The sequence below is a fragment of the Vicinamibacterales bacterium genome (assembly GCA_036504215.1).
Classification (GTDB): domain Bacteria; phylum Acidobacteriota; class Vicinamibacteria; order Vicinamibacterales; family Fen-181; genus FEN-299.
In genome coordinates, this window is the sequence record DASXVO010000035.1 from 57,900 (window position 1) to 72,502 (window position 14,603).

12 protein-coding genes are annotated in these 14,603 nt (G+C 67.3%); 2 read left to right on the top strand and 10 right to left on the bottom strand.

The window, feature by feature from the left end; genetic code table 11:
- Nucleotides 1–68: 68 nt before the first annotated feature.
- A complete protein-coding gene (locus tag VGK32_08930) occupies nt 69–995 on the bottom strand; it encodes a branched-chain amino acid transaminase (protein ID HEY3381879.1) in 927 nt (308 codons plus the stop codon).
- 67 nt (nt 996–1,062) lie between these two features.
- A complete protein-coding gene (locus VGK32_08935) occupies nt 1,063–2,055 on the bottom strand; it encodes a serine/threonine-protein kinase (GenBank protein ID HEY3381880.1) in 993 nt (330 codons plus the stop codon).
- A 166-nt stretch (nt 2,056–2,221) separates the two neighbouring features.
- On the opposite strand from VGK32_08935, the gene VGK32_08940 reads away from it, so the two are divergent.
- The gene (locus VGK32_08940; protein ID HEY3381881.1) at nt 2,222–2,968 is read left to right on the top strand and encodes a 16S rRNA (uracil(1498)-N(3))-methyltransferase; all 747 of its coding nucleotides are present in this window, start codon (nt 2,222–2,224) and stop codon (nt 2,966–2,968) included.
- Between the two features lie 203 nt (nt 2,969–3,171).
- Here VGK32_08940 and VGK32_08945 read toward each other — a convergent pair whose 3' ends face one another.
- From VGK32_08945 to bshC, 8 genes are all read right to left on the bottom strand, one after another.
- Nucleotides 3,172–3,687 carry a cupin domain-containing protein gene (locus tag VGK32_08945; GenBank protein HEY3381882.1) on the bottom strand — a complete coding sequence of 172 codons (516 nt, stop codon included), beginning with the start codon at nt 3,685–3,687 and terminating at the stop codon, nt 3,172–3,174.
- Between the two features lie 11 nt (nt 3,688–3,698).
- On the bottom strand, nt 3,699–4,565 hold the full coding sequence (locus VGK32_08950) for a 50S ribosomal protein L11 methyltransferase (protein ID HEY3381883.1): 867 nt from the start codon (nt 4,563–4,565) through the stop codon (nt 3,699–3,701).
- A 10-nt stretch (nt 4,566–4,575) separates the two neighbouring features.
- A complete protein-coding gene (gene dnaJ / locus VGK32_08955) occupies nt 4,576–5,724 on the bottom strand; it encodes a molecular chaperone DnaJ (protein ID HEY3381884.1) in 1,149 nt (382 codons plus the stop codon).
- Complete coding sequence (gene grpE / locus VGK32_08960; protein HEY3381885.1) at nt 5,721–6,263, bottom strand: nucleotide exchange factor GrpE; 543 nt, start codon at nt 6,261–6,263, stop codon at nt 5,721–5,723. Before grpE ends, dnaJ begins: the two co-directional genes overlap by 4 nt.
- A gap of 20 nt (nt 6,264–6,283) precedes the next feature.
- Complete coding sequence (hrcA, locus tag VGK32_08965) at nt 6,284–7,333, bottom strand: heat-inducible transcriptional repressor HrcA (protein ID HEY3381886.1); 1,050 nt, start codon at nt 7,331–7,333, stop codon at nt 6,284–6,286.
- 92 nt (nt 7,334–7,425) lie between these two features.
- Nucleotides 7,426–8,271 carry an XdhC/CoxI family protein gene (locus VGK32_08970; protein HEY3381887.1) on the bottom strand — a complete coding sequence of 282 codons (846 nt, stop codon included), beginning with the start codon at nt 8,269–8,271 and terminating at the stop codon, nt 7,426–7,428.
- Between the two features lie 52 nt (nt 8,272–8,323).
- Entirely contained in the window at nt 8,324–10,684 is a 2,361-nt protein-coding gene (locus VGK32_08975; protein ID HEY3381888.1) for a PBP1A family penicillin-binding protein, read from the bottom strand.
- Between the two features lie 82 nt (nt 10,685–10,766).
- Nucleotides 10,767–12,413, bottom strand: a complete 1,647-nt coding sequence (gene bshC / locus VGK32_08980) for a bacillithiol biosynthesis cysteine-adding enzyme BshC (protein ID HEY3381889.1) — start codon at nt 12,411–12,413, stop codon at nt 10,767–10,769.
- A gap of 125 nt (nt 12,414–12,538) precedes the next feature.
- Here bshC and VGK32_08985 point away from each other — a divergent pair, with 125 nt between their 5' ends.
- Nucleotides 12,539–14,599, top strand: coding sequence for a PEGA domain-containing protein (locus tag VGK32_08985; protein ID HEY3381890.1), 2,061 nt, complete (start codon nt 12,539–12,541; stop codon nt 14,597–14,599).
- The last annotated feature ends 4 nt before the right edge of the window (nt 14,600–14,603 follow it).

Sequence of the window (14,603 nt, forward strand, 5' to 3'; positions counted from 1 at the left end):
GAACGGCCGGCCGCCGTCCAGCGGCCGGCGATGGTCCTCGCGCTATCCGGTGTTTCGGCCGCGGGGCCCTACGAGTTTAGATACAGCAGCCAGCCGTGACGGTCCGGCACCTCGCCGTCGATGATCTGGAAGAACGCTTTCTGAATGGCCCTGGTGACGGGCCCGGCCTTCCCGGCACCGACCAGGACACGGTCGACCGAGCGGATCGGCGTGACTTCGGCGGCCGTGCCGACGAAGAACAACTCGTCCGCGATGTAGAGCGACTCGCGGAGCAGATTCTCCTCGCGCACGTCGTATCCAAGGTCGCGGGCCATCGTCATGATCGAGTCGCGGGTGATGCCGGGCAGTACCGAGGCGGCGATCGGCGGCGTGAAGAGCACGCCGTCTCGCACCAGGAAGATGTTCTGGGCGCTGCCCTCGCTGACGTGGCCCGACGCGTCCAGCGCAATGCCCTCGGCGTAGCCGTCGGCCATCGCTTCCATCTTGATCAGTTGACTGCTCGCGTAATTGGCGCTCGACTTCGCCATCGTCGGGAAGGTGTTGGGCGCCGAACGGGTCCACGAACTGACCCGCACATCAACGCCCTTCTCGAGTGCCTCGGGCCCGAGGTACTTGCCCCATTCCCAGACCAGGATCGCCACGTCCACCGGGGACCCGAGCGGGCTCACACCCGGTTCGCCGTAGCCGCGGTAGATCAGCGGGCGGATGTAGCACGCCTTCAGCCGGTTGGCTCGGATGGTGTCGAGAATCGCCGCGTTCAGCACGGCGGGCTCGTACGGAATCTCCATCCGGTAGATCTTGGCCGAGTTGTAGAGCCGCTTCGTATGGGCGTCGAGCCTGAAGCAGGCCGAACCCTTCGGAGTGTCGTAGCATCGCGCGCCTTCGAAGACCGCGCTCCCGTAGTGAACGACGTGTGACGCGACGTGGATCTTCGCGTCGGCCCAGTTCACCAGCGATCCGTTCATCCAGATCGTGCCGGTGCCCGCAAACGCCATGGATCACCTCATTTGTCCAAGGATTTCCGCCAGGAAAGCCAACCGGAGGGCATTGGCGATTCTAGCACTACTGCGCTTCACCGCAAAAGGGACAGCGGTCGGTCCGCATGTGCAAGGGCTTGCGGCAGTGCCAGCAGAACCGCGAAGCCATCGTCTCGCGGGCGCGGAGCCGCCCTTGGATGTCCTGCAGCTCGCCCGTCGCTCCCTGGGTCCGGCGCGGTGCTGTCTGAGACGCGGTCAGCGTCGCGCGGGACCCCACCCACTTGCTGCGCGCCGCCAGCACGTCGTCGAGTAACTCACCGGCTCGCTGGTACCGTTCGCCCACCGCCGGCGCCATCGCCCGCATCACGATGTCGTTCAGTTCCTTGGGAATCCGGCTGTTGCGCGCGCGCGGCGGCGAGACGAGTTCCCCCCGCATGAGTTTCTGGATGTCTGCCGGCGACGGCGTGCCGTAGGGCAACCCGCCCGTCAGCATCTGATACATCGTCACGCCCAGCGAGTAGATGTCGGACGCGAAGACCGCCTTGCCGTGGAACTGCTCGGGCGCCATGTACGGCGGACTGCCGATGACGGTCGTGCCGTGCCCCGCCACCTCGAGGAAGCGCGACGTCCCGAAGTCGGCGACCTTAACCATACCGTTCTCTGAGACGAGGACGTTGGCTGGGCGCAGGTCACGGTGGAGGACTCCCTGACTGTGCGCGTGATCCACCGCGTTGCAGATCTGACACGTGAGGTCGAGCGTGTGCGCCAGTTCGAGTCCGCCTTCGCGTTCGATGACCGCCTCGAGTGTCTCGCCCGGCACGTACTCCATGACGATGAAGAAGACGTTCTCCTGCTTCTCGGCCGTCAGGATGGTGACGATGTTGGGGTGGTTGAGGGCGGCGAGCAGCCGAGGTTCGCGTAGCAGCTCGCCGAAATCGATGTTCTGGCGGTGCGGCACCTTGATGGCGACCTTTTTGTCGATCCAGGTGTCCTCAGCAAGGTAAACCGCCCCGAACCCGCCGCTGCCGAGCGACGAGATGATGCGGTATTTCCCTATGGTCTGGCCACGAAAGAACATCGAAGGGAGTATATACCTCAACGGATGGCAAGTGCTAAGTGCTGGGTGCTAAGTGCTGAGTGCGCAGGAAGGTGCGAGGTGCTGGGTGCTGAGTGCGCGGGAGGGTGCCAAGTGCTCGGTCCGAGGTGACCACTGCCGCGAAGACGGCCGCCGGTATAATGTCCGCGTGCACCACCGTTTCTACGCGCCCGAACTCAGTGAGGGGCAGGAACTCGTGCGACTGCCGCCTGATGAGGCAGAGCATCTCGCGCGGGTGTTGCGGTTGCGCGTCGGTGCTGTGGTCCAGGTGTTCGACGGGCGCGGCCGCGAGTGTCGCGGGGCGGTGGAGCAGATCGAACGCGGTGGCGTCACGGTGCGTGTCACCGGACAGATGAGCCCGGTGCCCGAGACGGTCGTGCGGCTGATCCTCGCCCAGGCGGTGCTCAAAGGGGACGCCATGGACGGTGTCGTGCGCGACGCCACGATGCTGGGTATCTCGGAGTTCGTGCCGCTGCTCACCGACCGCAGCGAAGTGGACAGCCACCGGCTCCAGCAGTCCGGCCGAATCGCACGGTGGCGGCGGATAGCCGTTGCGTCCGCGAAACAGTGCGGGCGCGCCGTCGTACCGGCCATCGCCGACCCCCTCGGGCTCGAGCAGTGTCTCCAGGCCGTGTCGGCTGAGTGTCGGGTGCTGCTGGTCGAGCCCACCGCGGGTTCGGGCCACGCGACGGGCGTGCGCGACCTGCCGCTGCTCGGAATTGGCTCCGCGCTGCTGATTGTCGGTCCCGAAGGTGGCTGGACCGATGCTGAAACCGACTGCGCCATGCGGGCTGGCTGCCGGGCCCTGACGCTCGGTCCTCGCACGCTGCGCGCCGAAACCGCTCCTTCCGTGGGACTGACCGTCCTGCAGTGCCTGTCCGGCGAATTCGACTGACGGCCTCCCTGCGTTTTTCCTGTCACGTTTTTTCGGAGATTGCCGAATACCTAGTGGAAGTGAAGTGGGCCCGTCGGGGCCACATTGCAGGAGCGCATCATGTTGTATCTCGCAATCCTTGGTCTGGTCGTTGGCATGGCGGCGGTCGCGTTCTTCCTGAAGAAGCGAACCGAGCGTGGTTCCACCACGATTTCGATCGGGCATTAGGCGACGCGCGCGGTGGTCAGCCGTTCGATCAGCTGCCGGTGCTGCGGGTAGTGCTCCATCAGCCACTGGCGGTCACCCAATTCGAAGTCCTCGTAGGCGAAACCCGGTGAGACCGTGCATCCCATCAGGGTGAAGGAACGGGTGTCCTCGACCGTTGCTCCGAACCAGCAACCGGCCGATACGGCGACCTGAAGCGACTCACCTCGCTCCAGGTCCGGACCCAGCCGCAGCTCGCGCAGTGTGCCGGTCGATTCGATGACGTGAACCGTCGCGGCGCTTCCAGCGTAGAAGTGCCACATCTCGTCGGACTTCAGTCGATGAAGCCTCGAGACCTGGTGTCCCTTCAGCAGGAAGTAGATGGCGGTCGAGCAGGCTCGCGGACCGCCGAAGCGTGGCGGGAGGCCGCTGGCCGGGATCACATCGGCCGAGCGGTAGGTCTCCGCGAAGTGGCCACCCTCGGGGTGCGGCTGCAAGCGTAGCGCGGCAATCCAGCCGTCGGCGTCTCGTCGCATAATGTCTGCCCTCAAGGGCGCCGTCGCATCAGCAGTCCCACCCATTCGTCCTCGGCGAGCCGGGCCGCGACATCGAAATGCGTTTGGAACGCGGCACGTACGGCCGCTTCCTCGTCGAGCGTCACGCCGCTCACAATCAGCATCCCGGCTGGCAGCACCGAGTGCGCCAACTCTGCCGCACCCCGAACCAGCAGGCCACCGGTCAGATTGGCAGTCACCACGTCCGCCACCACGCCCGACAGTGCCCGGAAGTCGGATTGGCGGACGACAATCTCATCGACCATCCCGTTCAGCGCGACGTTCTCGCGCGTCGACTCCAGCGCGTCGGGGTCGTCGTCCACGGCAAGAACCGTGTCCGCACCCAGTCTCCTGGCGATGATGGCCAGCACACCAGAGCCCGTGCCGACGTCGAGCATCGATCGGCCGGTGAGATCGACGCGCTGAAGCAGGGCCGTGCACAGTCGAGTGCTCGCGTGATGGCCGGTGCCGAAACCCATCGACGGCTGGATGCGGACCACGATCATCGGACGTCCCGAGTACGCCGAAGCTGCCGGGACGTTCCATGGCGGCGCGATGATGACGCGTCCGACCGAAACCGGACCCAGGGTTTCCTGGCTCCGCCGCGCCCAGTCCTCGTCTTCCACGTCAATCGGTTCCAGCGCGAGCCCGCGTCCGACCGTTGTCGGCAGGGCTGCCTCGGCGCGGTCACGGTCCGCGGCGGACGCGAAGAACACGCGCCAGCCGGCGTCGTGCTCCTGGATCGCTGTGGGATGGAAATCGTCGAGAGCGGCGGAGAGCAACTCTTCGAGTGCGCACGGACCGGCCGCAGAGGCAGGGGTGAAACGGATGCTCAGTGCCGGCCAGGTCTTAGACGACATCCTCGTCCCGTCAGCTGAAGATGTCCTTCACGCGATCGAATACGGTCTTGTCGGCATCGCCGTTCTCGTATTTCGGCGCCTTCAACTTCTCCAGGGGCATCGCCTTCGCCAGTTGTTCGAGCAGATGCCGCTGGTCCCGCGTGAGCTTCTTCGGGGTGACCACGTCGACGACCACGTGCAGGTCGCCGCGACCGTGACCGGTCACGCTCGGCATCCCCTTGCCCCGCAGCCGAAAGACGTGGCCGCTCTGCGTGCCCTCCGGCACGGTCAGTTTCTCCTCGTCGCCGAGCGTCGGCACTGCGATGTCGCCGCCGAGCGCGAGGATGGGGAAGGTCACCGGCACGCGGCAGTAGAGATCGTCGCCGTCGCGCTTGAAGATTGGGTGGTCCTGGACCTGCACGACAACGTAGAGATCGCCGGACGGCCCGCCCGCGGACCCGGCCTCGCCCTCGCCGTAGAGCCGCAGGCGCTGCCCGCTCGCGATTCCGGCGGGAATCCGGACGGTCAGCTTTCGCTGTCTGGCGACGTGTCCGTGCCCGCGGCACTCGCTGCAGGCCTTGGTGATGATCCGTCCCACGCCGCCGCACTGCCGGCACGTCTGGGCAACGGTGAAGAAGCCCTGTTGGTAGCGAATCTGGCCTCGCCCGCCGCAGTGCGGGCACACGGCCGGTGCCGACCCTGGGGCCGACCCCGATCCCTTGCAGGTCTCGCACGTTTCCTGACGCGGAATCTGGACGGACGTCTCCAGTCCGGTGGCCGACTCCTCGAAGCTGATCTCGAGGTCGTAGCGCAGGTCGGAACCGCGTTGCGGGCCGCTCCGACGGCCGCCGCCGCCGAAGAAGTCGCCAAATCCGAAGATGTCGCGCAGGCCACCGAAGATGTCGCCGAAGTCCGCGAAGATAGTCGGGTCGAACCCTCCCGGGCCGGCAGCCGAGTTGACGCCAGCGTGACCGTAGTGGTCGTACGCAGCCCTCTTCTCGGAATCGGCGAGGATGGCGTACGCTTCCGCCGCCTCCTTGAACTTCTCTTCGGCCTCAGCATTTCCGGGGTTGCGGTCGGGATGGAATTTCAGCGCCAGCTTCCGGTAGGCGCTCTTGATGTCCTGGTCGCCCGCGTCCCTCGACACGCCGAGTATCTCGTAGTAATCGCGCTTGGTCACGCCTTGGCTACCTTCACCATTGTCGGGCGCAGCAGGCGCTCGCCGTGCATGTAGCCGCGCCGGACCTCTTCGATGACCTCACCTTCGTCACGCCCGGGACTGGTCTCGTACGTGATCGCCTGGTGAAACCTCGGATCGAACGGCTTGCCGGCAGCTTCGATCGGCGTGACGCCACGACGCGTGAGGAAATCGAGGAGCTGCTTGTAGATCAGCTCCACCCCTTGCCGATACGTCTCCGCCTCCGGTCCGGCCTCCGTCTTCAGCGCGCGCTCGAAGTCGTCCACGATGGGCAGCAGCGCCTCGAGGACATCGCCGGTCGCCAAGTGAACGGTCTCACGCCGCTCGCGATCGGTGCGCTTGCGATAGTTGTCGAACTCGGCCGTCTTGCGCAGCAGCCGATCGTAGTAGTCGTCGCGCTCTCGGGAGAGCGCGTCCACGTCGAGTGCCGGTGCCGGTTCCGTCTGGGGGGCCTGGGCGTCTTCGACCGGTCCGGTGGCAGCGCCGGCCGGGGATTCCTGGTGTTCGCGATCCTGGGGCATAACTCCGTTTCCAGCCAGCATTACCCGCCGCTCTGCAGCAGGCGGGTCACCGCCCTGGCGGCGCTGTCCACGATGGCGATGGCGCGCGAGTAACGCATGCGCGTCGGGCCGAGCACGCCGATCGTGCCGCGGCGGTCGCCGTCATTGTAGGTGGCAGCCACGAGGCTGAACTCACTCATCTCCGGCGCCGAGTGTTCGGTGCCGATGATGACGGTCAGGCCCGGGCCTTCGAGATACTCCGAGAGGAGCCGCACCAGCCGGTGCTTCTCCTCGATCATTTTGAGCAGCGTCCGTAGCGTGCCGAGCGAGACGCGTCCGCCCTCCGCGGTCTCGTCCAAAAGCGTCGCGGCTCCCTCGATGAACAGCACGTGCTGGTCCGGCATCGAGGTGAACGCCGATTCCGCGAGGCGCAGTGCACGCGACAGGAGGGCGTCGTAGAGCGTGCGCTCCTCGCCCAGCCGGTCGAGCACCGCCGCGCGCACCTGGTTCAGTGGCATGCCGGCGAACTGCTCGTTGAGGTAGTTTGCGGCCTGGTGCAACTCGGTCAGCGGCAGCCGTTCGCCGATGTCCACGACCTTGTTCGTCACCTGACCGCGGCGCATCACGACGACGACCAGCACCTTCGTCTCGGCCAGCGGGACGAAGTCGATCTGCTCGAACGCCGCCTCCACACCAGGCCCCACCGCGAACCCGATGTGATGCGACGCCTCGGACAGGACGTGCGAGACGGTCGTCAGGGCGACATCCATCAGTGCCGGGCTGCCCGCCTGCGCCAGCAACTGGGCCTCGACACCGGGCGCCCGACCGGGGCGCTTCGTGTCCAGCAGCATGTCCACGTAGCAGCGGTAGCCGAGGTCGGTCGGCACCCGCCCGGCCGATGTGTGGGGCTGGTAGACGTAGCCCTGCTCCTCGAGCGCCACGAGGACGTTGCGGACCGTGGCGGAGGACAGACCGAAGCCTCCACGCTTGACCAGCGTCGCCGACGCGACCGGTTCGCCGGTCTCGACGTACTCGCCGACCAGTGCCGCGAGGATTCGTCGTGAGCGTTCGGAAAGCCTGGAAGTTGCCATTAGCAGTCGAAACAAGAGAGTGCTAACCGTTATTATACACGATCCGCCGACGCTGTCGCCCAAGTCCCAGAATTACAACGAGTAAGAGCAGATCATGAGTTTGCCGCCCCGGAAGGCAGGCGCGAGCGAAGCGCGACGGCGGCGACATGCGGCTCGGCGATGCGGCCGGACCGGACGGCGACGAGTTCGGCCGTGATGCTGAGGGCGATTTCCGCGGGTGTGACCGCGCCGATATCCAGGCCGATCGGCGCGTGGATGTCAGCCAACCGGGCCGCCGGCACGCCTTCCCCGCGCAGGGCATCGAAGATCCGCAGAACTTTCGCCCGGCTGCCGATCAGGCCGAGATAGCGCCACTCCTGACCGGCGAGGGCCCGGACCGCCTGATGGTCGCCGCGATGGCCGCGCGTCACCACCACGAAGTACGAGCCCGGCGGGAATTCCGTCCGGGCCAGCCATTCCGGGATGTCGTCCACGACGATCTCGGCGTCAGGAAAGCGTTCGGGGTTCGCGAACTTGTCGCGGTCGTCAATGACGTGCACCCGGAACCCCACGTGATGCGCAGCCCGCGCCACTTCGGCCGAGACGTGTCCCGCGCCGATCAGGAAAAGGTGGGGTGCAGCCTCCAACGGTTCGATGAAGACCTCCATCTGGCCTCCGCAGATCAACCCGGATTCGGCGGCCAACTCGTCGTTCAGGTCGTACCGGACGAGTTGCGGCCGATGGGCCCTGATGGCCTCGCGCGCCTTGCCCGCCGCGTCGTTCTCGTAGCAGCCGCCGCCGATCGTCCCGACCGTGTGGCCGTCCTCGAACACGATCATCTTGGCGCCGACGCGCTGAGGAGTCGAGCCGCTGGTTCCCACGATGGTGACGAGAGCCGCGCGCTCACCGCGCCCGACGACGTCGGCAGCGATGCGGAAGATGTCCGGATCCATGGCCATTGGCGTTTCCGGTTCTGGCGAGCCACGCTCGTCGGTCTGAGGCAGGGCCTCGTCAAAACTTGTGCAAGTCACATTGCTCGACCGGTTCGGTGCCCGGGAAGAACGCCTCGCGGAAGACGCGCGGACAGCCGGGAACGGCGAGCTTCCCGTTGTCGCGATCGATCTCGGCGTACACCATGCCTCCGGGCTCGGCGAGCGGCACGTTGGCGTGGCCGGCGAGCGCTCCGATCATGAAGCTCGTCCAGATCGGCAGGGCCGCTTGCGAGCCGCTCAGTCCGAGTGCCGTGTTGTCGTCGAAGCCGACCCAGACGACGGTGAGCAACTCGGGCGTGAATCCCACGAACCAGGCGTCGCGCAAGTCGTTCGTCGTGCCGGTCTTTCCCGCGGCATCGAGCGCAAAGCCCGCGCCCCGCACGCCGGCCCCCGTCCCCTCGTTGACGACGCTCCGCATCATGTTCGCCACGAGGAAGGCCGTTTCCGGCCTCGACACGGGCCGCGTGGCTGGCGCTTGCGGCTTCACCGCCTCGCGGTAGTCCGCGTTGATCTGCAGGATGGCCCGCAGCGGCCGTAGCTGGCCGAGGTTCGGAAAGACCGTGTACGCCGTCGCAATCTCGAATGGCGTGGCTTCGAATGCGCCGAGGGCAATCGACGGATATGGCTTGGGCACCATGGATGGTCCCACCCGTTTCCAGACATCCGACACCATGTCGTAGCCAATCATCTCGGCCACCTTCACCGTCGCGCAGTTCCGCGAGTGGGCCAGGGCGCGGCGCAGGGTGATGGGGCCCTCGTACGTGTCCTCGTAGTTCCGCGGCTCGTACGCCTGGTCCTCGAACCAGAACGTCGTCTGCTCATCGTCGACGACGGTCGCCGGGGTCAGATCCTTGCGGCCTTCGTCTGCGGCCTTCTCGAAGGCGGCGAGATAGACGAACGGCTTGAACACCGAGCCGGGTTGGCGACGCGCGGTCGTGACGCGGTTGTACTGCGACTGGTTGTAGGAACGGCCGCCGACCCACGCGAGAATTTCGCCCGTCCGAGGATCGATGGCGATGAGGGCCGCCTGCGGCGGCTGCGCCGGACGGCGCTTCCGTTTCGACAGCAGGTCGTCCACCTTCAGCAAACCCTCGCGCACGGCGTCCTGCGCCAGGCGCTGCAGGTGCAGATCGAGTGTCGTGAAGATCTCGATGCGCTGCGTGGACCGGGCGATGGCCGGGAACTGCTCGTCGATTTGCTGGCCGATCAGGTCGACGAAATACGGCGCCTCGGCTTCGAGCGCGCGGGGGACCGTGACGAGCGGGTCCTGCGACGCCGCATGAGCCTGTTCGGGCCCGATGAAGTGCGCCTGCACCATCTCCTGCAGCACGACGTTGCGCCGATCGCGTGCGCGCTGCGGCTGGGTGAACGGCGACAGGTAGTAGGGGGAATGGATGACCCCGGCCATCGTGGCCGCTTCCGCGAGGCTGAGGTTGTAGACATCCTTGCCGAAGAAGAGCCGTGCGCCCTCCGCCACACCGTGGATCGCGAACGACCCGCGCTGGCCCAGGTAGACCTCGTTTAGATAGAACTCGAGGATCTCGTCCTTCGATGCCCGCCGCTCGAGGACGAGCGCCATGAACTGCTCGGTGATCTTCCGCTTGTACGACTTCTCCTTCGGGTTGGCCATCACCGACGCGAGGAAGGTGTTCTTCACGAGCTGCTGCGTGATCGTGCTGCCGCCGGCGAGGTACGGCTTGTCGCCGGTGATGTTGGTGATGGCGGCGCCGACGATGCCAATCGGATCCACGCCGGGATGCTCGTAGAACCGGCGGTCCTCGATCGCGAGCACCGCGTTGACGACGTGCGGCGGGATTTGCCTCAGGCGCACCTGGCGCCGCTTCTCGCGCTCACCCGACATCAGCGCCGTCAGGAGCGGCGGTTCGAGTGTGACGCTGTCCTTGACGCCCGTCGCCATCACCTCGACCTTCTGGACGTGGTCGCCTTGCGGCTGTGGCGGGCCGCCCGCTCTGGCGGCCAGCGGGCGGTCGAACGTGGCCCTGACCGCCTTGCCGGCAACGTTGCCCCCGCGCGCGATCAGCGAGACGGCGTTCTCGGTGACGCTGAATTCGCCAGGCTTCGTGGGCGTCCTGCGCGCGGCGTATCCGAGGTCGTTCAGACGATCGACGAGTTGCTGTTCGGTCAGGGCCTGGCCGCGTCGCAGTTCCATCGGTCGTGCATACACACGCGGAAGCACGCGCTCACGTTCGCCGTGCAGGCGCGCATCCACCAATTGCGAGAAGACCGTGTAGTAGTAGACGGCGGCGATGCCCAGCGCGAGCGCAGGCAGACCACAGACGATCGCGAGGGTCAGCAGCCATCGGCGCCGCCGCTTCGGCCGGGGGGCTGTTGTCTTCGCCGAGGAACGTGTAGCTCTCACAGGAATACCAAATGGAGAAGGCAGAATGCAGAACGTCCGATGCGAGACGATGTGCGGGCCGAGGGCCGTCGCGGGCGCATCGTCAGATCGTCATGATCCAGTGCTTGCCCAGGTCGAGAGGCAACTCCTCGTGCAGGCGATCGACGAGCGCCGGGCCGTAGCGGTTCAGGAAGTAGACGAAACCAACGCTGCGCTCCTGCGGGTGACCGCCGGGAAACGCCTGGGCGCGCGTTCGTGCGAACTGGCGCCGCAGGGTATCGTCCCGCCGCTTGGCGGCCTGGACGATCTTGCCGTGCAGAGCCTGCAGGTCGTGCTGCATGCGGCCCAGCGCGGACCGCGTCGCGCCCTCGAGTGTCGGATCGACCGACGGCACGGCGGCCGCCAGGGCGCCCATGCTCGAGTCCACGGTCCGAGTCGTGGACTCGAACGCGGCCTCGACCGACCTCGGCAGCTGGCTCTCGAGCAGGCGATTGAGCGTGCTCTCATCGTCGGGCTGAAGCGATTCGAGCGCCACGTCGTAGCGGGCGAGGAACTTCGCGGCCGCCGAGTCGAGCAGGGTGATAGAGGCACGCGGGAACATCAGCGGCGCCGGCACGGAGAACCGCTCGTAGACCGGCTTGAGTTGCCCGAGGTAGGCCAGTTCGTTCGGTCCCGCCACGTAACAGATGGTCGGGAACAGCGTGTCCTGCACGACGGGGCGCAGCAACACGTTCGGGCTGAACATCTCGGGCTGGCGTTCGGCTTGCGCCACGAGCGTGCCGACCGGGACGTCGGTCGCTCCAACCACGAAATGCCCGTCGCGAAAGTGAATCGTCTGTCGGACACCGTCGAGTCGAAACAGCGCGACGTTGTCCTCGTGCGAGACGACCTGCGCGTGATAGCCCAGCGCGACGAGCGCGTCGCCCGATTCCCTCGCGCGCCGGGTCGTTTCGGTCGGCGACTGGAGTTCCTGAACGAAGATCCGACGGGCGAGCGCCTTGGTCGCCGGCTCCGACGAGTCGTAGACAACGAGACCGAAGTGGCCGAGGACCGACTCGAGCCACTGGCCGAACGCCTGCGACATGCTGGCGCCCGGGCGGTAGGCCTTCGAGAGCCCCTCGATCAGCGCGTCGGTGAAATCGGTACCGGGCAGAACGGCCTTCAGTCCTTCGATGGCCGCGAAGATCGACGGGTCGAGCCGCACCGAGGCCACCGGTTCCTGTCCGGCGGTGGGCGGCGTGCCGAGCGTGATCGTCTCCCGGCGCAACTCGGCGTCGAGCACCGGGCAGGAGCTGACCTCGTCCCAGTCGTGGTCTTCGGATTCCACCCAGAAGACCGGCACGACCGGAACGCCGTGATCGCGCGAGACACGGGCTGCCAGCTTGATGGCCGTCAGGGCCTTGAGCAGCGTGAAGAGCGGGCCGCCGAACAGGCCGGCTTGCTGCCCCGTGACGATCGCGACCGCGGCCGGGTCGCCGAGCCGGCGTGCGGCCATGCGCGCGGCCGCCGGTGCGCCGCGTTGTTCCTGTTGCGCCGCGATCGCCGCGACCACATGGTCACGCTCGCGGGGATGCGCCTGCGCGCGGGCAATCGCCGCCGGCCACGCCGCCGGATCGGCCGGATTGCCGGCGAAAAACGGCGCCAGAGCTGTGAAGTTGTAAGCGTAGTCGGCCGCGAGCCGCCGAATCCAGGGGAACCGGCGAATGTCTGCTGCTGATCGCAGCGCGGACGACGAAACGGGTATTGTCACGTCGAATGGCACCAGTAGGGTTACTCTCGCAGAGCGTCGGGAGTGTGTCAAGCGAGCGAGGCCGACAACTCGTTGAACCCCCGGGGGTTCAATGTTAGCATCAGTGAAACGTTCTCGAGGAGCGAGTGGCACTGGCCAGGGAGAAACCAGTTACCTCTTCATCGCCGTCTGCATTCGGCCGCTTCCGTGTCGTGCACCAGGTTGGTGCCGGCGTGCTGGGCCCCGTCTTTCGTGCCTACGACCCGGAGGCCGATCGCGCGGTGGCCGTCAAGTCGTTTCCGCTCGACATCACCCCGGAACAAGCCCGCGAGCTGGCCACCGAACTGGAACGTCTCGTCGGTCCAGGACTGACGCACCCGTCGATCATCACGCCGCTCGCCGCCGGAGTCGACGGCGCCACGGCGTACCTCGTCGAACAGTTTTTCGTCGCCGAATCGCTCGACGTCGCGCTGAAGCAATACGGCCCCGCCCCGGTTCCCGACACCCTCCGACTGGTCGGCCAACTCGCCGCCGCTCTCGATTTTGCGTCCGCCGCGGGAGTCCACCATGGCGCGATCCACCCGCGTGACATCCTCGTCGCTCCGCATGAAGTGAGGTTGACCGGTCTCGGCGTCGTTGGCGCTCTCGAGCGGATCGGGTACCGCCCGAGCGTGCGCCGGCCGTACGCCGCGCCCGAGCGCAGGGACCCGAGGACCTGGGGAACACCGGCCGACATCTTCTCCCTCGCGTGCATCGCGTTCGAATTGCTGACTGGCCGCCGCCCGTCGGCGACTGGCGGGCTGCAGGCGCCTGACGTGGAGGCGATCACCGCGGCCGACCACGTGGCCCTCACCGAGGTGTTCGCCCGCGCGTTGAGCGTGACTCCGGAGGACCGATTCCCGACCGCGCTGGCCTTCGCAGCCGCCCTCAAGCACGCGCTCACCGGTGAACCGCTGCAGCCGGCTCCCGTGCCTGACACCGCTCCGGTGGCCGAACCGGTCGTCGTGGCGACGTCCGACAGCGGCTTGCCAGACGACCTCCAACTCGCTGCGCCGATTGGATCCGATCGAGGTGAGGATGAGATCGCCGCGGCCATGAAACGGGCCGATGACGTGCCCGCACGTCCGCCGCGTGAGCCGCTCGACCTGACGAAGGCCGACCGGCCCTCGAAGCCGGACAGGAAGCGGCGTCCGCCGAGCCCGACGCCGCTGCCGATCTATCTCGACACCCAGTTTCCGGAACCGGAGCCCACCGTCAGGATGGGCCCCGTGAGCTACGCGCCGCCAATGGCTGCAGCGCCGGCCGTTCCGGAATCGCCGGTTGAACCGGCGGCACCGGTTGCGGCCGAGCCGGCCGACCAACCGACCGTGGTCGCGGTGCCGACAATGGGTTCCCCCGCGCGACCGACCGATCTCCCTCCCCTCGAATTGCGGCCACCGGCCGCGCCGGAGCCACGCGTGTCGACTGTTGACGACCCGTTCTCTGTGCCGGAGACTCCGCCCATGGATCCACGGCCGACGGGTTCGGAGAGCTCACGCTCGCCGATGCCGATTGGAGCCCTGGCCGCCACGCTGGTCGTTGGCATACTGCTCGGGTCGGTGGGTGGGTATCTGTTCGGCACGCGGACCCACTCGAGGCCAAGCGTCACCTCGTCGCCAGCAAATGTGCCAGCGGCGACGGTCGCCGCCGGAGGACGGGCCGCATCGACGCCGGCGACGCCCGTCCCGGCCGAGCCGCCCGCGCCGACGGCCGCCAGCGGTGCTGTCGCGACGACACCACGCCCGGTCGGACCTGGGAGTCCGGCAACGGCGTCCACGGCGACGACCGCGGCTCCAGCCAGGGCCCAGCCGAATCAACTGTCGGCCCTGGAACGTCGCCGTCAGGCGCGGCTCCTGGCCCGCAAGAACGCGGCAGAGCGGGCGGCGGTCAACGCCGAGCCGCGGGCGGTTGCCAAGCAGCCAAGTGCCAGGACGCAGACCTTCGAGGGGCCGCTCGACATCGTGTCGCGGCCTCCCGGCGCGCAGGTGATGCTGGACGGGCATCCGGTCGGCACGACGCCGTTGGCGCTCAAGGCCGTCACGGCAGGATCCCATGCCGTGCGGCTGGAGCTGCCGGGATATGGGGTGTGGTCCGCGTCCGTCCGGGTCGTCGCCGGGGCGAAGACCCGAGTCACGGCGTCGCTCGAGCAGCGGCGCCCGGGAGGGTAGGAGC

Excerpts from the sequence above, each read along its gene's own strand:
- grpE (HEY3381885.1), bottom strand. The coding sequence starts at position 6,263 with ATGCCCCAGGATCGCGAACACCAGGAATCCCCGGCCGGCGCTGCCACC.
- VGK32_08930 (HEY3381879.1), bottom strand. The coding sequence starts at position 995 with ATGGCGTTTGCGGGCACCGGCACGATCTGGATGAACGGATCGCTGGTG.
- VGK32_08935 (HEY3381880.1), bottom strand. The coding sequence starts at position 2,055 with ATGTTCTTTCGTGGCCAGACCATAGGGAAATACCGCATCATCTCGTCG.
- hrcA (HEY3381886.1), bottom strand. The coding sequence starts at position 7,333 with ATGGCAACTTCCAGGCTTTCCGAACGCTCACGACGAATCCTCGCGGCA.
- VGK32_08970 (HEY3381887.1), bottom strand. The coding sequence starts at position 8,271 with ATGGCCATGGATCCGGACATCTTCCGCATCGCTGCCGACGTCGTCGGG.
- VGK32_08950 (HEY3381883.1), bottom strand. The coding sequence starts at position 4,565 with ATGTCGTCTAAGACCTGGCCGGCACTGAGCATCCGTTTCACCCCTGCC.
- VGK32_08945 (HEY3381882.1), bottom strand. The coding sequence starts at position 3,687 with ATGCGACGAGACGCCGACGGCTGGATTGCCGCGCTACGCTTGCAGCCG.